The sequence below is a fragment of the Streptomyces sp. NPDC054975 genome, from assembly GCF_053609105.1.
Map to the genome: position 1 here is coordinate 1 of NZ_JBSGWV010000067.1, position 25,058 is coordinate 25,058.

General features: G+C 73.4%; 15 protein-coding genes, 2 tRNA genes, 1 pseudogene and 1 riboswitch. Of the genes and pseudogenes, 12 read left to right on the forward strand and 6 right to left on the reverse strand.

The window, feature by feature from the left end; all coding sequences use genetic code 11:
* From ACWF79_RS32155 to ACWF79_RS32175, 5 genes and pseudogenes are all read left to right on the forward strand, one after another.
* Positions 1-331, forward strand: a pseudogene (locus ACWF79_RS32155) (DEAD/DEAH box helicase); the annotation flags it as partial.
* A gap of 273 nt (positions 332-604) precedes the next feature.
* Positions 605-2,764, forward strand: coding sequence for an FG-GAP repeat domain-containing protein (locus tag ACWF79_RS32160; RefSeq protein ID WP_453731715.1), 2,160 nt, complete (start codon positions 605-607; stop codon positions 2,762-2,764).
* 241 nt (positions 2,765-3,005) lie between these two features.
* Positions 3,006-6,182, forward strand: coding sequence for an FG-GAP-like repeat-containing protein (locus ACWF79_RS32165; RefSeq protein WP_453731716.1), 3,177 nt, complete (start codon positions 3,006-3,008; stop codon positions 6,180-6,182).
* 139 nt (positions 6,183-6,321) lie between these two features.
* Positions 6,322-6,394 (forward strand) — tRNA-Lys (locus ACWF79_RS32170).
* A 113-nt stretch (positions 6,395-6,507) separates the two neighbouring features.
* Positions 6,508-8,205, forward strand: coding sequence for a DUF2079 domain-containing protein (locus ACWF79_RS32175; protein WP_453731717.1), 1,698 nt, complete (start codon positions 6,508-6,510; stop codon positions 8,203-8,205).
* Between the two features lie 94 nt (positions 8,206-8,299).
* On the opposite strand, the gene sigJ is transcribed toward ACWF79_RS32175, so the two are convergent.
* Entirely contained in the window at positions 8,300-9,184 is an 885-nt protein-coding gene (gene sigJ, locus ACWF79_RS32180; protein WP_453731718.1) for an RNA polymerase sigma factor SigJ, read from the reverse strand.
* Positions 9,185-9,402: 218 nt separating this feature from the next.
* Here sigJ and ACWF79_RS32185 point away from each other — a divergent pair, with 218 nt between their 5' ends.
* The 6 genes from ACWF79_RS32185 (at position 9,403) to ACWF79_RS32210 (ending at position 14,884) form a co-directional block, all read left to right on the forward strand.
* On the forward strand, positions 9,403-9,882 hold the full coding sequence (locus ACWF79_RS32185) for a rhodanese-like domain-containing protein (protein WP_453731719.1): 480 nt from the start codon (positions 9,403-9,405) through the stop codon (positions 9,880-9,882).
* 61 nt (positions 9,883-9,943) lie between these two features.
* Positions 9,944-10,017 (forward strand) — tRNA-Met (locus ACWF79_RS32190).
* 114 nt (positions 10,018-10,131) lie between these two features.
* Positions 10,132-10,872, forward strand: a complete 741-nt coding sequence (locus ACWF79_RS32195) for a MerR family transcriptional regulator (protein WP_453731720.1) — start codon at positions 10,132-10,134, stop codon at positions 10,870-10,872.
* A 338-nt stretch (positions 10,873-11,210) separates the two neighbouring features.
* Positions 11,211-12,299, forward strand: coding sequence for a PP2C family protein-serine/threonine phosphatase (locus ACWF79_RS32200; RefSeq protein WP_453731730.1), 1,089 nt, complete (start codon positions 11,211-11,213; stop codon positions 12,297-12,299).
* Between the two features lie 224 nt (positions 12,300-12,523).
* A riboswitch (cyclic di-AMP (ydaO/yuaA leader) is annotated at positions 12,524-12,670 on the forward strand.
* 11 nt (positions 12,671-12,681) lie between these two features.
* Positions 12,682-13,782 (forward strand): M23 family metallopeptidase, encoded by a 1,101-nt coding sequence (locus tag ACWF79_RS32205; protein WP_453731721.1) that lies wholly within the window; start codon positions 12,682-12,684, stop codon positions 13,780-13,782.
* 139 nt (positions 13,783-13,921) lie between these two features.
* A complete protein-coding gene (locus ACWF79_RS32210) occupies positions 13,922-14,884 on the forward strand; it encodes an aldo/keto reductase (RefSeq protein ID WP_453731722.1) in 963 nt (320 codons plus the stop codon).
* A gap of 31 nt (positions 14,885-14,915) precedes the next feature.
* Here ACWF79_RS32210 and ACWF79_RS32215 read toward each other — a convergent pair whose 3' ends face one another.
* The 4 genes from ACWF79_RS32215 to ACWF79_RS32230 all read right to left on the reverse strand — a co-directional run bounded on the left by ACWF79_RS32215 (position 14,916) and on the right by ACWF79_RS32230 (position 20,027).
* On the reverse strand, positions 14,916-16,232 hold the full coding sequence (locus tag ACWF79_RS32215) for a PrsW family intramembrane metalloprotease (protein ID WP_453731723.1): 1,317 nt from the start codon (positions 16,230-16,232) through the stop codon (positions 14,916-14,918).
* A 55-nt stretch (positions 16,233-16,287) separates the two neighbouring features.
* A complete protein-coding gene (trmB, locus tag ACWF79_RS32220) occupies positions 16,288-17,040 on the reverse strand; it encodes a tRNA (guanosine(46)-N7)-methyltransferase TrmB (protein WP_453731731.1) in 753 nt (250 codons plus the stop codon).
* Between the two features lie 239 nt (positions 17,041-17,279).
* Positions 17,280-18,476 carry an L-2-hydroxyglutarate oxidase gene (lhgO, locus tag ACWF79_RS32225; RefSeq protein WP_453731724.1) on the reverse strand — a complete coding sequence of 399 codons (1,197 nt, stop codon included), beginning with the start codon at positions 18,474-18,476 and terminating at the stop codon, positions 17,280-17,282.
* Between the two features lie 102 nt (positions 18,477-18,578).
* The gene (locus tag ACWF79_RS32230; protein WP_453731725.1) at positions 18,579-20,027 is read right to left on the reverse strand and encodes an MFS transporter; all 1,449 of its coding nucleotides are present in this window, start codon (positions 20,025-20,027) and stop codon (positions 18,579-18,581) included.
* 722 nt (positions 20,028-20,749) lie between these two features.
* Between ACWF79_RS32230 and ACWF79_RS32235 the strand changes: the two genes are divergently transcribed.
* Positions 20,750-22,891, forward strand: coding sequence for an asparagine synthase-related protein (locus ACWF79_RS32235; RefSeq protein ID WP_453731726.1), 2,142 nt, complete (start codon positions 20,750-20,752; stop codon positions 22,889-22,891).
* A gap of 113 nt (positions 22,892-23,004) precedes the next feature.
* Here ACWF79_RS32235 and ACWF79_RS32240 read toward each other — a convergent pair whose 3' ends face one another.
* Positions 23,005-24,996: a sigma-70 family RNA polymerase sigma factor gene (locus ACWF79_RS32240; RefSeq protein WP_453731727.1), complete on the reverse strand. Its 1,992-nt coding sequence runs from the start codon at positions 24,994-24,996 to the stop codon at positions 23,005-23,007.
* Between the last annotated feature and the right edge of the window lie 62 nt (positions 24,997-25,058).

Here is a 25,058-nt window from a genome sequence, read left to right on the forward strand (position 1 = left end):
GGAGATGTTTATCATCGACCGCCGCCGGTGTGGCTTCCGCCGCGACAACGACCGTCCGTCCGGTGGCTTCCGCCGCGACGACCGTCGTGACGACAACCGTGGTGGCGGCTTCCGCCGCGACGACCGTCCGACCGGCGGCCACCGCGGCAGCGACCGTCCGTTCAACCGCGACCGCCGCGACGACCGTCCCTCGGGCGGCTTCCGCTCGGGTGGCGACCGCCCGTACGGCCGCCGTGACGACCACCGTGGCGGCGACCACCGCGGCACCGGCTCGACGGGTGGCTCCTTCGGCCGCCGCGACGAGAAGCCGCGCTGGAAGCGCAACGGCTGATCTCACGTAGAACCCTGAGCAGGGCCCGTACGACACCCAGGTGTCGTACGGGCCCTGCTTTTTCGAGCCCTTTGAACGGGTTCGAAAAAGGCTTTCGGCGCTGGTGAGTGGCTGTTAGCATCGGCGCAGCGCATGGGGGGCGGTGCGGCCGGGGGGCCGCGAAGCGACGTCTGTTGAGCTCAAGCACCGCTGTCTTCCCCGTGCCTCTACTTTCATCCTCAGGGGAGGACCCGAGTGCCTCGTAGCGCTCTTCTACGCCATTCCATCGCGGCCGTGACCGCCGCGACCCTTCTCGCCGGCGTCGGCCCGCTGGCCGCGCCGGCGACCGCCGCGCCGGCCGGAGCCGCCGCTGCCGCCGCCGCGTCGCTCGACCCGTGGGCGGCGTCCGTGCCGCTGTCGGACGGCGCGTCCATCCACGGAATCGTGGACCTCAAGACGGCCAAGAACGGGGCGGTCGTCGCCCTTTGGTACCGGATTCCGGAGGACCGCAGCAAGCTCGAATACGTCGTGTCCGTCCGCCCGGCGGGCAGTTCCGTCTGGGGCGCGGCGCACGTCCTCGCCACCCCGCCCAGCCAGCGCGGTGAGGCGCGTCTCACCGTCTCGGCCGACGGGGCCGTGGTGGCGTCCTGGATGGAGTTCCCGAACGACGGTGGACCGGGCGACGAGAAGCCCGGCGGAGTCTTCCGGATGTCCACCCTCGCGGCCGGCGCCACGACGTGGTCCGCACCGTCGGACATCGTGGCCGACCCCGGCTGGATGCACAGCGGGCAGCTGGCCGGCTCTCCGTCGGGCGAGCTCGTCGCCGTCTGGCAGGGCGTTTCGGAAGGGCGGAGCGGGGTGTTCTCCTCGGTCCGTACCGCCCCGGGCGCGGCCTGGTCCGAGCCGGTCCGGCTCGACGTGCCCACGGCGGACGCGGGGCTCTCCTCCCCTCCGGAGCTCGTGTATTCGGCGCAGGGCACAGCGACTGTGGCCTACGTCCACGCCGGCCCCGCGATCAGTGAGATCAAGGTCCTCGACCGGGTGGCCGGCGGCACGTGGACCGAGCCGGTCACCGTCTCCACGCCCGGCCAGCACGCGCACAACCCCAAGCTGACGATCGGCCAGGGCGGCCATGCCGCGCTGCTCTGGACCACGTCCGAGTCCGCTACGGCCGAATCGCAGGCCGAGGTGGTCGCTCAGCGCAAGCCCGGAAGCCTGGTCTGGGGAGCCGAGGAGCCGACCAACGGGTTCGTCGGGGGCAGCTGGCGCAAGATCGCCGTCGGTCCGGAAGGCGACGTCACCCTGCTCGGGGTCGTCTTCGTCGACGGATCCGGCTACTCCGCCCGGACCACCACGCGCTCCGCCACCAACGGCACCTGGTCCGCCATGAAGACGATCTCGACGGGCTATGTCCCCGACGACCAGTTCGATCTGACGGCCGGTCCCGACGGCAGCGTCCACGCGGTGTGGACGCAGGGCGACACCGACCGGAAGCTGATGACCTCCTCGCGGGTCAACGGTGCCTGGTCCGCGGCCCCGACGCCGCTCTCCACCAACACCAGCGGCTACGCCCTCGGCCTGGTCACCGTCGACGCCGCCAACCGGCCCGTCGCCGTGTGGCAGCAGTCCACCGGTGACTTCGTCACCCAGCTGCGAGCCGCCACCACCGCGCCCGTACCCGTCAAGCCGCTCCCCAAGTGGCGGGACCACAGCGGTGACGGCAAGGGCGATCTGCTCGGGCTGACCTCGGCCGGTGCGCTGACCGTGCGTACGGGGACGGGGACCGGTGGGCTCGGGACCGGGGCCTCCGCTTCCGGGTGGCCGGCGACGTCGACGGTCGTCCCGTTCGGGGACCTGTCCGGCGACAAGTGCAACGACCTGCTCGTGCGGAACTCGGCGGGTGTGCTGACGCGTCACGACGGCGGCTGCGGCACGGCCTTCGCGCCGGGCGGGCCGAAGGTCGCGCTCGGTTCGGGCTGGAACATCTACGACGTCCTGACCGCGCCCGGCGATCTGACCGGCGACGGCCGGACCGACCTGCTGGCGCGCACCCCGGCCGGTGAGCTCTGGATGTACGCCGACGAGGGCACGGGCAAGTTCAAGGGCCGCGTGAAGCTCGGCGGAGGCTGGCAGATGTTCAACTCGGTCGTCGGTGTCGGTGACCTCAACGGCGACAAGGCCGGCGACCTGCTGGCCCGCGACAAGGCCGGCGTGCTGTGGCGGTACAACGGCAACGGCAAGGGCGCGTTCGGTGCCCGCGTGCAGGTCGGCGGCGGCTGGCAGGTCTACAACGCGCTCGCGGGCGTCGGTGACATCACCGGCGACGGCAAGGCCGACCTCGTCGCCCGGGACTCGGCCGGCGTGCTGTGGCGGTACAACGGCAACGGCTCGGGCACGTTCGCGGGCCGGGTGAAGATCGGCGGCGGCTGGCAGATGTACAAGACGCTGTCGTGAGGTGTGACGCGTAGTTCGGGGCCCGTACGGGAGTTGTTCGCCGTACGGGCCCCGGCTCGTTCAGCGGGGTCGAAAGGGGCGCCGCCCGGGTGGCAAACCCGGCTGCCCGGTGTCCGACGCTGCTGTTACTGTCGGCGCTGTTGACATGGGTGGGGAGCGTCGGCCAGGGGGCCCGGCGCACGGTGTTCCGGCTTCCGCCCTGTTTTCCTCATCTTTCAGGATTCCCGGGGAGGGACCCTCGTTGGCACGCTCTTCACGCGCGCGTGACCGCCGCGCGCGTACGGCCGCCGTGGCCGCCACGCTCATCGCGTCGGTGATCGGCGCGACGCCGGCCACTGCCGTCCCGACGGCCGTCCCGACGGCCGTCCCGACGGCCGCGCCCGCCGCCGTACCGCCCGGTGACCAGCTCGACATCACGCCCAACTGGCGGACCGTCCCGCGGCACGCGGCCGTGAAGGCGGTCAGCCCCGGGGGGTACGTGCACGAGACCGAGGACGCGGACGAACACTTCGGCGGCGAGCTCTTCTGGACCGGCTTCGCGAGCGGCGAGACCGTGTCCCTCGGGTACGGCTCCGGCAATCCGTCCTTCGCCGAGACCGGCGTCGGCGGACGGTACGCGTACGTCCAGCGCGGCGCCGGCGTCCATTACCTGCGCGACCTCGTGACCGGCACCGAGCAGCCGTTCGCCATGCCGCGCGACGCGAGCTACCGGGGTCTGCTCGGCGACACCCTGCTCTTCCAGCAGTACGAGTCCGAGACCTCGTCGCAGACGACCACCGGCTACTACCTGCGGCGCGCCGGGGACGCGACGGAGACCAAGATCCCCGTCACCGGCTTCCCCGAGGGCGCCAACCTGCACATGGCGCGGCTCGTCGCGGGCGACGACAGCGCGGCCGTGATCCGCTTCGGCCGGTCCGCCGACACGTACGACCTCACCGACCTCGGCGTCGTCGACCTGCGGACCGGGCAGATGACCGTGATCGAGGCGCCGACCTCCGTGGGGGAGAGCATCCTCGTCGCGCCGGTGGCCCTGAGCGCCGACCGGATCGCCTGGGTCGACCGCAACCGCCAGGTGCACGTTCGGGAGCGGTCCGCCCTGAACGGCGCCGAGCGGACGTACGCGCTGCCCGAGGGGCTGAGTTCCGCCCGTATCGGCCTGGTCGACGAGTGGGTCCTCGCCGTCGGCGAGGCGTCTGGCACGGACGCCTCGCTGAAGCGGCGGCTGGTCGCGCTGTCGCCCGACGGCGCCCCGCAGACGCTCCTGGAGAATGCCGAGGCGGAGATCAACCAGATCGTCGGCGGGGCCGGAGCGGCCGTCGTCGGCGGCTCCTCCGCCACCGACTGGTACCTGCTGCAGGCCGTCCCGGGCAAGGAGGGTGGCGCGCCGGTCCTGGAGAAGCTGCGCCGCGTGGAACCGCTGGCGACGGCGGTGCAGTCGCTCGCCCTCGGCGCCGGCCGGCTCTCCACCCTGGAGCAGGACGGGCAGATGGGCCGGGGCTTCCACATCCGGAACCTGCCCGTCGGCCCGCTGCACACCGGCCAGTCGGAGCCCGTCTCCGCCGGGTCCGAGGAGCGGCTGGAGAACACGACCCCGCTGTTCGACTCCGGTGACGGCCGCACGGTCCACCTGGCCCGCGGTGTGTCCGGGATCGAGGTGGTCGGGCGGCGCTCCGCGAAGGAGACGACCCGGGCCGCCACGGGCAAGAGCAACGCCCGGCTGGCCGACGCCTCCGGCCGGTGGGCCGTCGTCCAGGGCGGGCGCCCGAGCATGCCCGGCGACCTCGTCGCGGGCGAGGAGACCCTCGTCGTCGACCTGGACGCCGCCACCGGCGCCTCGCCCGTCGTCCGCAGGCAGCCCCAGACGGCGGCCGCCCTGCGCGGCGACACGCTCTTCGCCGGCACGGCCACGGTGGGCCAGATCTCCCGTACGGACCTGGCCACGGGCAAGGACCTCGGCACGGTCGCGACCGGCGCCGACTGCGCGGCCACGGAGCTTCAGGTGGCGGGCCGCTGGCTGTACTGGTCGTGCAGCCAGTTCTCCAAGCAGGGCGTCCTCGACCTCCAGAAGGGCACGAAGATCGCGCTGCCCAGGGGCTCGTACAACGGCGGTCTGCTCGGTGACGGCTTCGTCCTGGACCAGGGCTCCGGCTCGTCCCTCCGGCTGATCGACTTCCACACGGGCACGGCCGCCGCGCCGCGCACGCTGGTGGACACCCCCGTCCAGGGCGCGCGCCGGGAGGCGTGGACCGTGGACCGCTTCGGCGGCGCCGTGGCCTACAAGGACGCCGACAACCGGATCCACGCGGTCTGGACGAGCGTCCCCACCTCCGACCTGACGGCGACGGCGACGAACGCCCCGGCGAGTGCCCGCGCGACGGACGGCTGGAAGGCGGCCTGGTCGCTGTCGAAGCCGTCGTCGTACTGGCAGCTGACGCTGCGCCGGAAGGTCAACGGCGCGCTGGTCCGCACGTGGGACGGCGGCGAGACGCGCGGCCGGATCGCGGTCGGCTGGGACGGCAAGGACGCCGCGGGCCGGCTGGTCACCGACGGCACGTTCCTCTGGACGCTGACCGCCAACACGGCCGACGGCGAGGGCCAGGACCTGTCCGCCTCCGGCACGATCTCCGTGACCGGCGGCAGGGTGGTGCCGTGGCGGGACCTCGCGGGCAACGACGGCTTCGGCGACCTGCTGGTGATGGACTCGGCGGGACTGGTGTCGCTCTACCGGGGCAACGGCTCGGGCGGTCTGGCCGCGCGGACCAACGGCACGGGCGGGAAGCTCCCGACCACGGCGCTCCTGGTGCCGGTCGGTGACCTGACCGGTGACGGCTGCAACGACGTGTACGGGCGGGTCGGCGACGAACTGCGCGCGTACCGTCCGGGCTGCGGGGCGATCGTCTCGGACTCCTCGGCGTACACGCTCGTGGGCAGGGGCTGGGGCCAGTTCGACGTGCTGACGTCGCCGGGCGATGTGAACGGTGACGGTTTCAAGGACCTGATCGCACGCCAGACGACCACCGGTGACATGTACCTCTATCCGGGTACGGAAGAGAGCCGTCTCGGCGCCCGGGTGAGGATCGGTACCAACTGGAAGCTCTACAAGAAGATCGTGGGCGCCGGTGACCTGAACGGTGACGGCCGGGGCGATCTGCTGGGCATGGACGCGTCGGGTGTGCTCTGGCGCTACTACGGCACGGCGAACGGTGGGATGACCGCCCGGGTGAAGCTCGGCGGCGGCTGGGGTGTCTACAACTCCCTGGTGGGCGTCGGCGACATCACCGGTGACGGCCGCGGGGAGCTGCTGGCCCGGGACACGAGCGGCAAGTTGTGGCGGTACACCAACCTGGGCAACGGCGGGTACGCGGGCCGCGTCATGATCGGCTCGGGCGGCTGGAACGGCTTCAAGGGCCTGTACTGACCCTGTACCGGGACTGCCTTCCCTCGGGCCCGCCCGCCGCGCCGGGCGGGCCCGAGGGGGCCTCGGGGAGACGGGGCCGTGTCGGATACCCGATCGGTTCCTGGGAGCGATACGGCTATGCTCGGGGGTGTTGTGCCGAGGGCCGTTAGCTCAATTGGCAGAGCAGCGGACTTTTAATCCGTTGGTTGTGGGTTCGAGTCCCACACGGCCTACGTGTGACGGGGGAGGGGCGACCCTCCGGCCCGCTGGGAGCGCCTCGACCGGTTTCGCCGGTCGGGGCGCTTCGTCGTTGGCAGTTGGCCGGGGCGCCACGTAGCGTCGGGGCATGAGTGCCCCACCGAGCCGCGAGCCGAGCCAGGTCGCAGACCTTGAGGCCAAGGACCTTCAGGTCACGGACCTTCTTCCGGGACAGCGGAAGCCGGCCGGCTCGACGCAGGGGGTGTCCGCTCCTCGCGGCGCCGCCCGGTTCGCGGGGCGGTGGCGTGGAGTCGCCACGGTGATCCTCTGTTTCCTCGTGTGCTTCGCGCTGGGGCTGCAGTCCTGGACGGCGCTGCGGGTGACCGGCTTCGACCTCGGGATCTTCGATCAGGCGGTGCGGGCGTACGCGCACTTCGATCCGCCCCGGTCGCCGATCAAGAGCGTCCACCATGAATTCCCGCCCGACTTCACGCTCTTGGGCGACCACTTCACCCCCCTCCTGGCGCTGCTGGCCCCGCTCTACTGGCTCTGGGACGATCCGCGCTCGCTGATCCTCGCCCAGGCCGTGCTGTTCGCGGCGGGCGTGCCGGTCGTCCGCCGGATCGCGCGGCACTGCTTCGCCGAGGCCGCCCCCGCCGTCGCGCGCCGGGCGGCCGACGTGAGCGGCCTGGTGTACGCGGTGGGCTGGCCGCTCCTCAACTCCTCGTACACCGGCTTCCACGAGGTGGCCTTCGCCGTGCCGCTCACGCTGCTGATGCTGGAGCGGGGCCTTGCGCGGCGCTACGGAGGCGCGGCCCTGTGGGCGGCGGCGCTGTGTCTGGTGAAGGAGGACATGGGGCTGGTCGTCGGGGCGTTCGGGCTGGTGCTGGCCCTGCGCGCCCGCCAGGCCCCCGCGCGGGCGACCGGGCTCGCGAACGGTCGGGCCGTGGGCATCGCCCTGCTCCTGGGTGGACCTCTGGTCGTCGCCCTGGTGGTCGGCTGGTTCCTGCCCGCCATGGGCAGCCCGCCCGGCTACTACTGGAGCTACGGTCGACTCGGCGCGGACGGCGGGGAGGCCGTGCTGCGCGTGCTGACCGAGCCGTGGGTGCTGCCGGCCGTCGCGTTCACGCCGCTCGTCAAGGTCGTGATCCTCGTCTGGCTCCTGGGGACGCTCGCGTTCCTGCCCGTCGGCTCATCGACGCTGCTGCTCGCGGTGCCGCTGATCGCGGAGCGCATGCTGTCCGACAACCCGAACCACTGGCCGGTGGTCAACCATTACGACGCCTTCCTCTGGCCGATCCTGCTGACCGCCGCGCTGGAGACCCTCGCCCGGCTGCACCGCCGGAAGCACCCGCCGTGGCGGGCGTGGGGCGCCCGGCTGTCCGTCGTCGCGGTCACGCTGAGTACGGCGGCGGCCCTCGTCGCCGGCCTCGGCCTGCCGTTCCACCCGGGGTCCTGGCAGCCCCGGCCGGACAAGCGCGCGCTCGCCCGGGCCGCGGAACTCATCCCGGACGGCGCGACGGTGGAGGCCGACAACACCGTGGCCCCCCGCCTGACGTCCCGTACGCACGTGGTCCTCGTCGACGCCACGCCGCGCGGGGCGGACTGGGTCCTGCTCCGCGTGAACGACCGCACCTTCCCCTTCGCCTCGCTCGCCGAACAGCGGCAGCGGATCGCCCTGCTCCTCGCCCACGGGTACGAGGAGGTACGGAACGAGGACGGGGCCGTGCTCCTCCACCGGGTCCGTGACGTCCCGATCCCCGGCATGCGCGTACCCGGCCCGGACAGCACCCCGGTGCGCGAACAGGTGCCCGCCGACGTGGGACGCAATCCGTTCCTGCGCTGACACCGCTCCGGGGCCGAGGCGGCGCGGGTGCCGCCGACAACGAGGCGGTCGCACCGCCGGGTGACCGCCGTCGGCCCGCCCCACGCTCAGGCCGTCAGATGCCCAGCGCCTCCAGCCGCTCCGGGTCCGCGATGATGTCGATCTGCGTGATGCGGTCGCCGACGATGGTGAAGGCCATGAGACCGGCCGCCCGGCCGCCGTCCACGTACGAGACGATGCCGGGCGCGCCGTTGACCAGCACCTTGCGGTACTCGCGGCGGAAGCGGGCGAAGGTGAGCGCCTGGTTGATGACCGCCTCGGCGCCGCGCACCAGCTTCGAGGCCGCCGCGAGCGCCTTGCCGCCGTCCGCGCGCAGGAGCACGTCCGGGTCCAGGACCGCGAGCAGGCCCTCGAAGTCGCCGCCCTGCGAGGCCGCCATGAAGGCGTCGACCACCTCGCGCTGGCGGGTGAGGTCCGGCGCCGGGCCGGGCGCCGCGCCCTGGACGCGACGGCGGGCCCGGCTGGCGAGCTGGCGCGTCGCGGCCGGGCTGCGGTCCACGATCGGGGCGATCTCGTCGAAGGAGACCGCGAACATGTCGTGCAGGACGAAGGCGAGCCGCTCGGCCGGGCCGAGGGTGTCCAGGACCACGAGCAGCGCCAGGCCGACCGAGTCGGTGAGCAGCGCCTCCTCCTCGGGGTCGGTCGTGCCGCTGTCCGCGCCGCGCACCAGCGGATCGGGGACGTAGTACTCCAGCGGGTCCTCGCGGCGCGAGGCGCGCGAGCGCAGCATGTCCAGGCAGACGCGCCCCACGACGGTGGTCAGCCAGCCGCTGAGGTTCCGTACGTCACTGGTGTCGGAACGGCTGAGCTTGAACCACGCCTCCTGGACGGCGTCCTCGGCCTCGCTCAGCGAGCCGAGCATCCGGTAGGCGACCGCCTTGAGGTGGGTGCGGTCGGCGTCGAAGCGCGCGGCCAGCAGGTCCTTGTCGTCCGAGTCCATCGGTGCGTCGTCCCCTCGTATGCGAGCGTGGTGAGCGTCCTGCCGTCATCGGCATGACGGACGGCGCCTGCGGAACGTGACACGTCCGTCCCCGCGGACGTCCGCTGCGTGAGATCCCCTGCCGCCCCCCGCGCACGCCCGGATTTTCCCGGCCGAGCCCTCCCACCGCCGGGTTTTCCCACTTCAGCGCCATGATCTTCGACCGTAGATTTTCATGCATGACGACAACCGCGCAGGTCAATGCCGTACTTCGCACCCCGCCCGCCTCCCCGCAGGCCGCGGCCGCCTACTTCTCCGCCAGCCTCGCCTTCCACGCCGACGTCTCCGACGTCGCGACCGCCCTGGCCGCCGACGGCGACCCCGGCTTCGTGGTCCTCGACTCCCGCTCGACCGCGTCCTGGGACCAGGGCCACGTCCCCGGCGCGATCCACCTGCCGACCGCGCTCATCGCCGAGCAGGCCGAGCAGCTGCTCGACAAGTCCGTCCCCGTGGTCACGTACTGCTGGGGCCCGGGCTGCAACGGCGCCACCCGCGCCGCGCTCGCCCTCGCGCAGCTCGGCTACCAGGTGAAGGAGATGCTCGGCGGCTTCGAGTACTGGGTCCGCGAGGGCTTCGCGTACGCGACGTGGGAAGGCCCCGCGAAGAAGGAGGCGGACCCGCTCACCGCCCCGGTCGACGCCGAGGACTGCGGCTGCTGAGGGCCGGCCGGGAAACCGATTAGGGGATCGGCTCACCATGCCGTAAGGTCATATTCACCGACGCGGGGTGGAGCAGCTCGGTAGCTCGCTGGGCTCATAACCCAGAGGTCGCAGGTTCAAATCCTGTCCCCGCTACTCAGTAGCAACGAAGGCCCGGATCCAGTCACTGGATCCGGGCCTTCGTCGCGTGTGCTCCCGCGCCCTTCGCGCCTTGACCTTTACGTAACGTCAAGATCTAGCGTTCTCGGTATGGAGTGGTCGATCCAGGAGATCGCCAAGAAGGCGGGCACCACCAGTCGCACTCTCCGCCATTACGGAGAGCTCGGACTGCTGGAACCCAGCCGGATCGGCGCCAACGGTTACCGGTACTACGACCAGGCGGCGCTCGTGCGGCTGCAGCGCGTGCTGCTTCTGCGCGAGCTGGGGCTCTCACTGCCCGCGATCGCCGAGGTCCTCGAAGGCCAGCGGGACACGTCCGCCGCGCTGCGCACCCACCTCCTCCTGCTCGAACAGGAGCGGGAGCGGATCGGGCGACAGATCACGGCGGTGCGGACCACTCTCCACAAGACCGAGAAAGGGGAAGAGCTCATGGCCGAGGAAGTGTTCGACGGCTTCGACCACACGCAGTACGAGGAGGAGGTCGGCCGGCGCTGGGGCCGCGACGCCTACGAGCAGGGCGACCGCTGGTGGCGCTCGCTCAGTGCCGAGGAGAAGCAGGACTTCATGGACCGGCAGGCCGACATCGCCCGCGCCTTCGCACAGGCGGCGCGAGACGGCCTGGCGGCCGACAGCGACGAGGTCCAGGCGATCGCGCGACGCCACGTCGAGTGGCTGTCGGTCACGACGACCCCGACGAAGGAGTACGTGATCGGCCTCGGCCGGATGTACGTCGACGATCCGCGCTTCACCGTCAACTACGACAAGCACGGCGAGGGCACCGCCCTTCTCGTACGGGACGCGATGACGGTCTACGCGGAGCGGAATCTGTAGCGGGGCCTGTGGCGGACCTGTGAGCGGTGTCCCCCACATGGCCGAGCGGGGGTCGCCGAGCGGCGCGGCTCCCGCCACCCTGGGGAGGGCGCGGTACCGTCCGTCGCCGTGCCGTGTACGGACCGGGCAGGAGAGCACAGGTGGGGCAGGGCCAGGGCCAGGGGCAGGACCAGGGGCCGAAACAGGGGAGTGCGCACGGTGCGGTGAACGGCGGGGCGAAGAGTGGGGCGAACGGTGCGGTGAACGGGCTCGCGTCGCGCGCGCCGGGCGGGCGCGGGTCGAACGGTGCGGCGAACGGGCACGCGTCACGTGCCCCTGGCGGGAGGGCTCGTCGGTTCATCCGCGCCCTGCCGCCCCTGGTGATCCTCGGCGGTGTGGTCTTCGACCTGTCCACGCCCCCCGCGTACACCGCCTCCCCGATGTTCTCGGCGGCGCCGCTCATCGCCGCCCCCTTCTTCTCCATGCTGACGACGCTGCTCACCGGCATCGCCGCGGTCCTCGCGAGCGTCGGGCTGCACCTGTACAACGACACCGCGACCGACGTCCCCGCCCTCACCGAGACGCTGACGGTCGTCACCGTCTCCGCCCTCGCCCTGCTGATCAACCGGGTCGTACGGCGCAGCGGCGAGCGGCTCGCCTCGGCGCGGGTGATCGCGGAGACCGCGCAGAAGGCCGTGCTGCCGACGCCCGCCGAGCGGATCGGCGGGCTCCAGGTCGCGGCCCGCTACGAGGCCGCGCAGGCGGACGCGTTCATCGGCGGCGACCTGTTCGCCGTCCAGGACACACCGCACGGGGTACGGCTCGTGGTCGGCGACGTGCGCGGCAAGGGGCTCGACGCGGTCGAGGCGGTCGCCGTCGTGATCGGGGCCTTCAGAGAGGCGGCGGAGCAGGAGGCGAGCCTCGAAGGCGTCGCGCAGCGCCTGGAACGGGCGCTCGCCCGCGAGGGCACGCGCCGCTCGGGGCTCGACGCCTTCGAAGGGTTCACCACCGCCGTACTCGCCGAGATCCCGCGCGGGGACGGGCGGGTTCGGATCGTCAACCGGGGCCACCCCGAGCCGCTGCTGCTGTACGCGGACGGGGGCCTGGCGCTCCTGGAGCCGACCGAACCGGCGCTGCCGCTCGGCATGGGCGACCTGGCCGCCTGGCCGGACCGGGCTGACGAGGCCCCGTACCCGCCGGGCGCCACGCTGCTCCTCTACACCGACGGGCTCTCCGAGGCGCGCGACGCCACGGGGGCCTTCTACGAACCGGCCGAGCGGCTCGCCGGGCGGATCTTCCCAGGGCCGGAGGAACTGCTCGACGCCCTCGTCGACGACGTCCGCCGGTTCACGGGCGGGGGATCCACCGACGACATGGCGCTGCTCGCCGTGAGCAGGCCCGCAGCGGGCCAGCCGGCGCGGCGCCGGACGATGCCCGTGGTGCCCTGAGCCGTGCTGTGACCATCCGTAGTGGAAAGGTACCGCTCCGATAACAATTGGCATGCTGTCAGGTTTGAGGTGGCGGCAATGGTCCGTACTGAAGCGGGATCAAATCGGGCTGTACCAGCTCAATCTCGGGAATGATCATCCGGAACGGCTTGGAATCCGGCCCCCGTGTCTATTAACGTTCGATAACGCAGCGCGGTCGTCCCAGCCGTCGCAAGAGACGGCACCGTGCGCACGCGCCGAATCCTGAAAGGGAACCGGGGAACCACCACTTGGGGTGAATCGGGCACCCTCGCACTCGTGCGAACCGCCCGTAGGAGACCTTCCTGCTCCGAACCCGTCAGCTAACCCGGTAGGCGAGAAGGAAGGAAAGGAGCGCGCCTCCGTGGCGTCCAACAGCCCTGCCCCCGAAGGCCTTTCTGACGGGTTCAACGCGTTCGGTGCCCGTGGCGCCGCCGGGACGGACGACGACGCGACGACCTGGGGGGAGTGGAACCCCACCGAGGACTCCCTGCGCCAGCAGGCCCGTTCGGGTGGCCGCCACCGCGTCGTGAAGCAGCGCTCCGGCTTCGCCCGCTCCTCCACCGTCCTCGGTGTCGGTGTCATCGCGGCCGTCGGCGCGGGTGGCATGGCGACCGCCAAGGACAAGCCCCCGGTCTCCATCACGCTCCCCGACCTCAACCTGCCGGACGCCTCCGAGCTGCCCGGCGTCGGCCGGCTCATCGCCGACGAGGACGGCGCGGACGGTACGGGCTCGGGGACGACCAACCCGCAGCCGCTGACGGCCACCCTCGCCCTGCCGGCCGGCGACGTCGAGACGGCCGCGGGCGCCGAGTCCGCCTCCGCCTCGACGGCCGACGCGGGTGAGGCGCTGCGCGCCCGCATCCTCCAGCAGGCCGAGCAGCAGCAGGCCTCCGCCGACGCCGCCGAGAAGGCCGCGGCGGAGAAGGCGGCCGCCGAGAAGGCCGCCGTCGAGGCGGCGGCCCAGGCGGAGCAGGCCGAGAAGGAAGCGGCCGCGGCGAAGAAGAAGGCCGAGGAGGAGGCAGCGGCGAAGGCCGAGGCCGAGCGCCTGGCGAAGCTCGCCGCGAGCTACTCGCTGCCCACGTCCTCGTACACCCTCACCTCCACGTACGGCCAGTCCGGCTCGATGTGGTCCTCCGGCCAGCACACCGGTCTCGACTTCGCGGCGCCCACCGGCACGCCGGTCAAGGCGGTGCACGGCGGCACGATCAAGTCGGCGGGCTGGTCGGGCTCGTACGGCTACCGGATCGTCCTGGAGCTGGAGGACGGTACGGAGATCTGGTACGCGCACCTGTCCTCGATGACGGCGAGCGTCGGCCAGTCCGTGGGCACCGGCGACACGATCGGGCGCGTCGGCGCGACCGGCAACGTGACCGGCCCGCACCTGCACCTGGAGGTCCACACCCCGGGCGGCGCGGGCATGGACCCGGCGGCCTGGCTGGGCAGCAAGGGCCTCTCGGTCTGACGGCCTGAGCGCCCGGCGGGGCTTCCGTGCCCGGCGGCGACAGTCCGGCGGGCCTCGTGACTCCGGCAGTCCTGACGGAACCCCCCCCACGTCAGGGCTGCCGGAATACCCCGCCCCGGGGCGGTCGTTGTACCGTCCCATGACTTCTCTTCGCCCGCTGGGCAACTCCGATCTGCACGTCTTCCCCCTGGCGCTGGGCGGCAACGTCTTCGGCTGGTCCGCCGACCAGGCACAGTCCTTCGCCGTCCTCGACGCCTACACGGCCGCCGGCGGCAACTTCGTCGACACCGCCGACATGTACTCCGCGTGGGCCGAGGGCAACCAGGGCGGCGAGTCCGAGACGCTGATCGGCAAGTGGCTGGCCACCCGGGGCAACCGCTCCGAGGTCGTCATCGCCACGAAGGTCGGCGCGCACCCCCAGTACAAGGGGCTCTCCGCGCCCACGATCAAGGCCGCCGCCGAGGAGTCGCTGCGCCGCCTCGGCACCGACTACATCGACCTGTACTACACGCACTTCGACGACCCGGACGTCCCGGTCGAGGAGATCGTCACCGCGCTCGACCAGCTGGTGAAGGACGGCAAGGTGCGAGCCGTCGCCGCCTCCAACATCTCGCCCGAACGGCTCCAGGCCTCCCTCGACTTCGCCGAGACCGAGGGCCTCGCCCGCTACGTCGCCCTGCAGCCGCACTACAACCTGCTCTCGCGCGACACGTACGAGGGTGAGCTCCTGGCCACCACCGAGCGCGCCGGGCTCGCCGCCGTCCCGTACTTCGCCCTGGCGTCCGGCTTCCTCACGGGCAAGTACCGCGCGGGGAAGACCGTCGACAGCGTCCGCGCCGAGGGCGCCGCCGCGCACGCCGAGACCGAGCGGGGCCGGCGGATCCTCGCCGCGCTCGACACGGTGGCCGAGGCGCACGACGCCGAGGTCGCCACCGTCGCCCTGGCCTGGCTCGCCTCCCGCCCGACCGTCGCCGCCCCGATCGCCTCGGCCCGCACGGCCGAACAGCTCCCGGCCCTGGTGGCGGTCGCGGACCTCCGTCTGACCCCGGCGGAACTGACGCTCCTGACGGAGGCATCCGAGACGGAGGCGTCCGAGGCCTAGACCGGGGCCCGTCCGGGCCGTACCGGAGCCGCTAGCTGCGGTACGGGTTGTAGCCGCTGTAGTCGAGGTACTGCGGCGGGGCCCAGACCCGGCCCGTCGCGCGTGCCGCGTACGTGAGGGCGGGCGAGGCGACGGGCTTGCGCTGCCAGAGGTGGTGGAGCAGCTCCTGCTCGCGCGCCATGAAGTCCGGGTCCGGCGCGCCGCGCTGGGCGCGGTGGCGCAGGAAGGCGAGGGTCGTCGCGAACGCCTCGTACTCCCCGACCGCGGTGGCGGCCGGCCGGCCGTACGTACGGCGGGCGAAGTCGCGGGCCACCGAGCGGGCCCGCATCGAGGAGAGCGCGAGCGGTTCGGTGGGCGAGAGCCAGCCGGCCGCCGCGTACGCCGGGAGCTGCCCGGATATCGTGCGCAGCTCCCGCTGCCTGCTCCATATCGCGAGCCAGGTCAGCAGGCCGAAGGCGGGCACCATGAACATGCCGTAGACCAGGATGAAGCCCAGCGGCCCGAGCATCGTCGCCGAGCCGTTCCACATGGCGTGCATGAGCATGGCGAGGAGCAGTCCGGCCAGCGGCAGGAGCGTCCGGCGCAGCCTCAGGAACTTCCGGCGGGAGGTGGCGAGGGCGGCGAAGGCGAAGCCGAGGCCGGTGAAGACCGTGAAGAGCGGATGCGCGAACGGCGACATCACGATCCGTACGAAGAAGGTGCCCGCGGTCATGGAGCCGAGGCCGCCGGCGCCGAGGTCCTGGTCCTCGCCGAAGGCGTTGCCGAGGTAGAGGATGTTCTCCGTGAAGGCGAAGCCGGTGGCGGTGAAGCCGGCGACCACGACGCCGTCGACCAGGCCGGTGAAGTGCCGTCTGCGGAAGAGGAAGATCAGCAGGATCGCCGCGGCCTTGGCGCTCTCCTCCACGATCGGCGCGACGACCGTCGCGCCGAGGGACTCGGCCGAGGCGGGGTCGGCGGTGGCGGTCGCTATCCAGCGGACCGCGAAGGAGTTGGCGAGGATCGCCACGAGCGTCGCGGCGCAGGCACCCCAGGCGAAGGCGAAGAGCAGGTTCTTCCAGGGGCCCGGCTCGACGCGGTCCAGCCAGCGGAAGGCGGCCATCAGCAGCGGGACGGGCAGGACGGCGAGCCCGAGGCCGACGAGGAAGCCCTCGGTGCCGGTCTGCTCCCGCACGATCGCGAGGATCACCAGCGCGCAGAGCGCGAGCACCGTGATCACGGCGACGGCCCGGACCACCTTGCTGCGCCAGAAGGCGCGACGAGGCCTGTAGCGCCACTGGGCGCGGTCCGGAACGGCCGTGAAGGCCGGCTCCTCGGTGTCCCGGGTGGGGACGGGAACGTGGTTCGACACGCGTTCGACCCTAACGAGGAGGGCTGACACCCGCGACGGAGTTCCCCGACTTCTGCTACTTCCTGTGGAAAAGCAGGTCGTGCACGACATGCCCCTTGTCCAGGCCCTGCCCCTCGAAGCGGGTGAGGGGCCGGAAGTCCGGGCGGGGCGCGTAGCCGCCGTCGGGCAGGGTGTTCTCGAAGTCGGGGTGGGCGGTGAGTACTTCGAGCATCTGCTCGGCGTACTCCTCCCAGTCCGTGGCGCAGTGCAGCACGGCTCCGGGCTTCATCCGGGTCGCGAGCAGCGTCAGGAACTCGGCTTGGATCAGGCGCCGCTTGTGGTGGCGCTTCTTCGGCCAGGGGTCCGGGAAGTAGACGCGGCAGCCGTCGAGGGCGTCGGGGCCGAGCATCTCGCGGAGCAGGATGATCGCGTCGCCGTTGGCGACCCGCACGTTCTCCAGGCCGCCCCGGTCGGCGAGACCGAGGAGGTTGCCCTGACCTGGGGTGTGGACGTCCACGGCGAGGATGCCGGTGCCGGGGTCGGCGGCCGCCATCTGGGCCGTGGCCTCACCCATGCCGAAGCCGATCTCCAGGACGACGGGCAGGCCGCCGAACATCTCGTCCAGGTCGAGGACACGCTTGCCGTCGATGTCGAGACCCCAGTCCGGCCACCGCTTGAGCATCGCCTCGGCCTGACCCGTGGTGACGCGGCTGCGGCGCGGCTGGAAGCTGCGGATCCGCCGCTCGTGGTGCGACCCGGCGGGATCGGGCAGCGGCCCTTCCCCGGCGGCGAACCTCTGACTGCCGCGCTGGAAGACGGGCGGCTCGATACGGGTGGCGGTTTCGCGAGACTCAGACACAATGCGCCAATTCTACGGGCAGCCCCGTCGTGGGCAGTCGTTCCGCCGGGGCGAGGGGGCCCCTGCTCGAGCGAAGCCGGGAGCTTGGGGGAGGGTGGGCACAACGGAACGGCGCCCTTGCGGGCGCGTCCGTCCCCTGTGCCTGTCCACCCCGACGGCCGTGCACCGTCGCAGCGGCCTCGGGGTACGGGCACCGGCAGTGACGCGGGTTACAGAAGGGCCAAGGCCCTGGTGGCCACCTCACGGCCGATCGGCAGGGAAGCCGTCGCCGCCGGCGACGGTGCGTTCAGGACGTGGACCGTCCTGGGCGCCTCCCGGATCAGGAAGTCGTCCACCAGCGTCCCGTCGCGCAGCACCGCCTGCGCCCGCACCCCCGCCGGAGCGCGGCGCAGATCCGTTTCCTCCACGGACGGGAGCAGCCGCCGCACCGCCTCCGTGAAGGCCCGCTTCGACAGCGAGCGGCGCAGCTCACCCGCTCCGTACCGCCAGTGCTCCCGGGCGATCTGCCACGACCCGGGCCACGCCAGCGTCCCGGCCAGGTCGCCGGGCCGGACGACCGACCAGTCGTACCCCTCGCGCGCCAGCGCCGGTACCGCGTTCGGCCCGACGTGCACGCCGCCGTCGACGCCCCGGGTCAGGTGGACGCCCAGGAACGGGAAGGCCGGGTCCGGGACCGGATACACCAGGCCCCGGATCAGCGAGGGGTCCGCCAGCTCGTAGTACTCGCCCCGGAAGGGCACGATCCGCATGTCCGGCTCGTCGCCCGCCAGCCGTGCCACCCGGTCGCAGTGCAGCCCCGCGCAGTTCACCATGACCCGCCCGCGCACCACGGTCCCGGCCGCCGTGCGCACGGCGACGCCCCAGGGCCGCCGGTCGACGGCGGTGACCTCGGAGCCGTACAGGATGCGCGCCCCGGAGGCCTCGGCGAGCTGCGCCGCCACCGCTCCGTAGTCGCAGATCCCCGTCGTGCCGACGTGGATCGCGGCGAGGCCCCGCACCTGCGGTTCGTACGCGGCGATCTGCGCGGGGCCCAGCTCCCGCACCGGGATGCCGTTCTCCCGGCCGCGCTGCACGAGCGCGTGGAGCCGGGGCAGCTCGTCGCGGCCGGTGGCGACGATGAGCTTGCCGGTGACCTCGTGGGGCAGTCCGTACTCGGCGCAGAACTTGACCATCTCGGCCGCGCCCGCGACGGCGAACCGCGCCTTCAGTGAACCCGGCCGGTAGTAGATCCCGCTGTGGATCACTCCGCTGTTGCGCCCGGTCTGGTGACGGGCCGGGCCGTGCTCCTTCTCCAGGACGGTGACGCGGGTGCCGGGAACGGCGCGCGTCAGGGCGTACGCCGTCGACAGACCGACGATCCCGCCGCCGATCACGAGCACGTCGCAGTCGACGTCGTGCGTGGACACCTGCACCACCTCCCACCCCGATAGTGCACTGGCCCACTGACAGAGCGGCTAAACCCCCTGGGACACGCGTCACGCCCGGCTCACCCGCCGGTCATGCCGCGCTCATGCCGGTGCCATCAGGAGCGGCCTGGCCCGCTCCCGCAGCTCCACGACCCTCGGCTCGTCCCCGTACGGTTCGAGCCGGTGCAGCAGGTCCCGTACGTACTCGGTGGTGCGGGCGGACGAGATCCGGCCCGCCACCTCCACCGCGCGCGTGCCGGCCGCGCAGGCCGCGTCCAGGTTGCCCGACTCCAGCTCCGCGACCGCCGACACCACGAGCCGCAGCCCGTGCGAGCGGACGAACTCCTCCGTCGGCCGGGACAGCGCCTGCTCGGTGAAGCGGCGCACCTGGCGGGGCGCCTTCAGGTCCCGGTAGCACTCGGCGGCGTCCGCGCAGAACCGGTCGTACGAGTAGAAGCCCAGCCACGACGGGTCGGCGTCGCCCTCCCGCGAGCGCTCCAGCCACCCCTCGGCCGCCTTGAGCGCGGCCGCCGCCGCCGTGCCGTCGTTGGCCTTCGCGTGCGCGCGGGCCTCGACGAGCCGGAAGAAGGACATGGTGCGGGCGGTCGCGAGCCCGCGGTTGCGCTCCAGGGCGGCCTGGGCGAGGTCCACGCCCTCGTCGGCGAAGCCCCGGTAGGTGGCCTGGAGCGACATGGAGGCGAGGACGTAGCCGCCGAGCGGCACGTCGGCCGCGGCGCGGGCGAGGCGCAGCGCCTGGATGTAGTAGCGCTGGGCGGCCTCCTGCTGCCCCGTGTCGAAGGCCATCCAGCCGGCCAGCCGGGTCAGCTCGGAGGTCGCGCCGAAGAGCGCCCGGCCGACCTCGTCCGAGTACGAGCCGAGCAGCAGCGGTGCCGCGTCGACGCGTAAGCACTCCGGGACCATCGAGGAACGCCAGTCGCCGCCGCCGTACTTGGAGTCCCAGCGGCGCGCGTCCTCGGCGGCCTCCCGCAGCTTGGCGACGTCGCTGTGCCCCACGCGCGTGTGGGGGCCGGTCTCGGGTCCTTCGGCGGCCACCGGTCCTTCGACCGGCTCCAGCAGGCGCTCCACGGAGGAGTCGGCGGGCGTTATCAGCCACCGGGAGGCGGGGGTCGCGTACGCGCTGACCGCGAAGGATCCGGCCAGCGACTGCCAGATCCCGCCGCCGCCGGCCCGGCGGCCGGCGAGATCCAGCCGGTAGAGCTCGGTGGCCGAGCGGACCGCCTCGCCGACGTCGCGCGGGAAGGCGAGCCCCACCTCGGGCGCGGGGTCGGCGTCGGCGAGCCCGATCTCGTGCAGCGGCACGGGGCGGCCGAGCTTCTGGCCGATCGCGGCCGCGATCAGATGCGGGGCCGCGCCTTGGGGCACCATGCCCTTCGACACCCAGCGGGCCACCGACGTCTTGTCGTAACGAAGCGTCAGACCGCGCTGCGCACCCAGGTCGTTGACGCGCCGGGCGAGGCCGGCGTTGCTGATTCCCGCGAGGGCGAGAACCGTGCCGAGCTTTTCGTTCGGCCCGCGTTGCTCCCTGGACATGACGCCACCCCTCGACCACCCAGACGGCCGCCACGACGCCGGGCATAGGCGTGCGGCATTCGTAAACACAGCGTAGTTCGCCGCATCCCTACCGTTAAGGGGCGGAGTTCCGTATGGCGGGATTGTTGTGGGAACAGACGGATGGCCGACAGATGACGTACCGGCGTCGGCCGGCCCGGCGCAGTACGGCGCATCGGGACCCGCGATCGGCCGGGACCGGCGGGGGCCCTCCGGGCCCCGTCAGGGATCGCCCGGGGGGCTCGCGGGGCGCCTTGGGGCGCGTGCTCCGGGTGTGTGGCCGTGCGCCTGGCCGTGCGCTCTCGCCCGGTGGGTGGGGGAGCGCTTCCATGAGTCCTGCGTGGGTCGGCCCATTCGGCTGTGGACCGGTGGGCTGGGGGATACCGTCGCCCCTTTCCCCGCGGGCGGCGGACGGCTCCGGGAGGCGGACAGCGCCTCCCGGACTGCCGACGGCCCGCGGCCGGACTCCGGCGGACCACGGACGGGAGTGTCGAGGCCCGGGGACGGACGTCCGTCGGACTGCCGTCGGCCCGAGGCGCCGCGTCCGCGCCACCAAGAATGGCCGAATGGCGACGCACACCGAACCGCTGCCAACTGGCCCATGCCAGGGGCGCATTCGCATTCGCGCGCGCGACCCCGGAGCCCCCTCCGTGCGCTGTTGTCGTGGCAGCATGTTCCTCCACTGAACAGACGTGGAGGCGCCGATGCGATGGCTGGTGGGCTGGAGCAGTGTCGCCGCGAGCCTCGGCCCGACGACTACCCCCGGGATGACCGGCACGGCCGGTGCCGTGGGAGACCTGGCGTCCGAGGGGCGCACGGTGCAGCCGGTGGGCGCCCAGCTGCTGTGGGGAGACCCCGATCCGCTGTGGGCGGTCGGCGACTGGCGCCCCGACGAGGTCCGCGTGATCAGCATCGACGCGCACACCCGCCTTGCCGTCCTGGGATGTTGCGCCGCGAGCGACGAGGAGCTGAGGGTCGGGCTGCTCACCGCGCGCGGGGGCGCGCTGCGCCATCTCACCGCGTGGGCGGGCAGCTACACGGCGGTCGTACGGGTCGGCCGCCGCGTCACCGTGACGGGTGATCTGGCGGGCGCGCGGCCGGTGTTCCACGCCCCGTGGGCGGGCGGGACGGCGTACGCGACGGCCGCCCTGCCCCTCGCGGACCTCATCGAGGCCCAGCTCGACATCGGGCACCTGGCCGCGCTGCTCGCCTGCCCGGAGACCCCGGAGGCGCTGCGCGACTCGACACCGTACGAAGGGGTGAAGCGGGTGCCGCCCGGTCACGCGCTGATCCTGCGGGAGGGCTCGCGCGAGATCGCCGGGTACGAAGCGGTGGCCTCGCTCGCCGTCGCGGCGGCCCAGGTCGAGCCGCGGCGGGCGGTGGAAGGCGTACGGGACGCGCTGGTCGACGCCGTACGGGCCCGGCTCACCGCGCCCCGGCACGCACCGGAGGCGCCCCTTCCGGACCCGGGTCCCGTGCCCGGCATGGGCCCCGCCGAACGGCGGGCGGCCCGGGGCGGCGGCCCGGCGCCCGGCATCGGCGCGGACCTGTCCGGAGGCAGCGCCTCCGGCACGCTCGCGCTCCTCGCGGCCGGTCTCCCGGGGGTGCCCGGGACGATTCTCGGCCACGGCACGGGCGCGGGGGAGCGGCTGCTGGCCGTCACCTTCAACGACCTGGTGGCCGGGGGCGGTGCGGACCGGGAGGAGGAGCTGGAGCGGGCCCGGGCGATCGCGGCGAACCCGCGGCTGCACCACGTGGTGGTCGCGGCCGGCGAGGAGGCCCTGCCGTACGCGGAGCTGGAGGGGCCGCTGACCGACGAGCCCGGCCCTTCGCTGGTCGTCGCCGGCCGGCACCGGCGGCGGCTCGCGGGCGGCAGCGCGGACCACTTCACGGGCCTGGGTGCCCGCCAGGTCCTGGACGCGCACCCGGCGCGCCTCGCCGACCTGTTGATGGACCGTCGGCGCAGGTCCCTCGTACGGCCGGTGACGGCGCTGGCGAAGGCGACGGGCCCGTCGGCGGGTTCGCTGCTGGTCCCGCTGACGGTCTACCGGGCGGCGCGACGGCTCGCCCGTACGCCGTACCGCTCCGGCCTGGAGGCGGCGGCGACGCTGCTCCTCGACGCGAACCGGCCGGGACCGGGGGCCTACGGCCCGGTGGAGGCGTCGCTCTCCGCCCTGACGTGGTCGCGGCCGGGGCCGGCGGCGCGCTGGCTGACCGGGGAGGCGCTGGCTGAAGTATCGGTTCGCCTGACCCGGGCGGCGACGCTGCCGACGTCGGTGCAGCGGCCGGGGGAGGCCCGCGCGCGTGCGGCGCTCGCCCGCGCGGCGGCCGACAACCGGGTCCTGGAACAGGCGGCCGAGATCCGCGGCCAGCGGCTGCACGCGCCGTTCCTGGACAACCAGGTCGTACGGGCCTGCCGCGACCTCCCCGAATCGCTCCGGGTCCAGCCGGGCGCCCGGGCGTCCGTCCTGCGCACGGTCCTCGCGGGCGCGGGCGTCCACGACCTGCCGCCGGGCTGGGGCGCGCCGAACCCCGCGGTCCCGGCCGCCGCCGTCCGCGCCGGCCTGCGTGCCGCGCTCCCCGACCTGCTGGCCCTCTTCGACGCCCCGCTCCTGGCCGACGCGGGCCTGATCGAGGCCCACGTGGTCCGCAAGGCCCTCCACGCGGCGGCGGACGGCGACCCGATCCCGCTGGACGGCCTCGCCGACCTCGTCTCCACCGAGCTCTGGCTCCGCCGCCTCCTCGCCCGCCGAGGCACCTGCTGGACAGGCACGGCGGCCCCCCGCCAGCGCACACCGGTGGTCGGCCCACTGGTACCGGCGACACGGAGGTCACTTCCGGCGTGAGACCGGGCGGCGGGCCCACCCCTCGGCTTCGACACGTCCGAGGTCTGAGCCGGGGCGCCTCCGTCCGACCGTCGACGAGGTGATCGCCCTGGTGGACGCGTACGTGGCGGGCCTCAGGCGCAGCTGATCCGGGACTGGGCCCAGTCCGCGATCGCCACGCGGCCCCATGACGAGGTCTCCTCCGCCACCAGGCGGATCGTCCTGCGTCCCGCGATCCCCACGTGGACGGGGATGGCGGCGTCGCCCGCCTGGACGAGCGGAGAGCGCCAGAGCCGTTCACCGTCGCCGTAGACGGAGAAGCGGACGCCTCCCAGGCGGAGCGGCGCGGTCAGGTCGTCGATGCCGACGAGCGCGTCGTAGCTGGTGCACTGCCGGTTGAGGTCGATCACCAGCGCGGACGGCGCGTGCACGCTCACCCCGTGCCCGTACCGCGTGCCGCCGATCGACAGGCCTTGGCGTTGCCACATCCAGCTGCTGTCGCCGAGCCGGACCTCGGGCTTCGTGGCGTCGCCGAAGACGCCGTAGTCCAGCTGGTTGACCTGGTAGACGGCCGGTGGTGCGGGTGGCGGCTTCGGGGTGGGCGTCGGCCTCGGCGGGGTGGGCTTCGGCGTGGGGCTCGGCTTCGGCGGTGGCGGCGTGGGGGTGGGGCTGGGCTTCGCCGACGGTGTCGGGGTGGGCGTCGGCGTCGGCTCGGGCTTTTCCACGGCCGGTGGGGCGGGCGGCGGTGTGGGCCTGGGGGTCGGCTTCGGCGACGGCGTCGGCTCGGGCGGTACGACGGGGGCGACGGCCGGCGGCGTGGGTTCGGGCTTCGCGACCGGCTGGGGGTCCCCGGAAAGCGCCCACACCAGACCGGCGGCCGCGGCGACGGCCGCCGCCGCCGCGATGCCCGCCTTCGCGGGCGCGCCGAGCCCCTCGGCCACGGCGGCGGACCCTCCGGCCGTACTCGACGACCCGGCGCCCGTCGCGGCGGCGGCCGCACCGGCGCCGGCGGCGCCCGCGACCCCACCGGCCACGACGCCCGCGGCCTTGAGCGAGAACCCGGCGGCGAACCAGCCGATGACGGCGACCGGCAGCAGCGCGGGGATCCCGGCGTTCACATGCTCCAGCTCACCGGCGGCGAGCCGGCACCGGGCGCACTCCTCCAGGTGCTTGCGCAGCCCGCGCTCGGCCCGCATCCGCAGGCCACCGCGCGCATAGGCGCCGAGCCGGTCGGCATAGCGGGCGCAGTCGCCGCCCGCCGTCAGCGACTCGCTCACGTGCGCCTGGAGGTACGCCTGCTTGAGGCCCTCGCGGGCCCTGCTGGCGAGCACGGCGGTGGCGTTGGCGGTCAGCCCGAAGAGGGGCGCGACATCGCTGGGCGACTCCTCCTCGACGGTGGTGTGCCACAGCACGGCCTGCCACCGCTCGGGCAGCGACCTGAACGCCTGCATGGCCAGGGTCTGTTCGGCCTCGTGCATGGCCAGGACGTCGGCGCCGAGGTCGAGTGTGTCCTGGTCGGAGACCTCGGAGGAACGGGCTGCCTGCGCCGCGAACACGGCGAAGTCCTCGACCAGGTGCTCGCGCTTCTGCGTCCGCGTCCAGTTCGCCGCGACCCGCCGGACCGTGGTCAGCAGATAGGCCCGGACCGCCTGCTCGGGGCCCGCCCCGCCCCGTACGGCCTGGAGCGTGCGGGCGAACACCTCCGCCGTCAGGTCGTCGGCGGTGTGCGCGTCCCGGCAGCAGGTCCTGGCGTAGCGGCGGACGGCCTCGGAGTGGCGACGGAACAGCTCCTCGTACGCGCTGTCGTCGCCGCCCCGCATCAAACCGACGAGATCGGCGTCGGACGGCGGCAGTTCGACCGGAGGAGGCAGGACGGTGTCGGGCTCGTCGGCGCCGTCGGAGGCCACGACGGACGCGGACCGCGCGGCCCTGCCCTCCCGCTGCTGCGGCACGCTCGGCTCGACAGGCCCACCCGCCGCGCCGGCCGCCCCCGCTCCGGCAGGAGCCGAGGCGGCGCCCGAGGAGCCTCCGGGGCCGCCCTGGCTCGGCACGTGCTGGGAAGGAAGGCCCCCGGTCTCCGTGTCACCGCCGATGTCCAGCGGCTCGTCCCGACCGTCACCGCTCATCGCCGGAAGCCCCCGTACGCACGCTCAGACCCGAACACCGGCCAAGAGTGCCACAGAGAGAA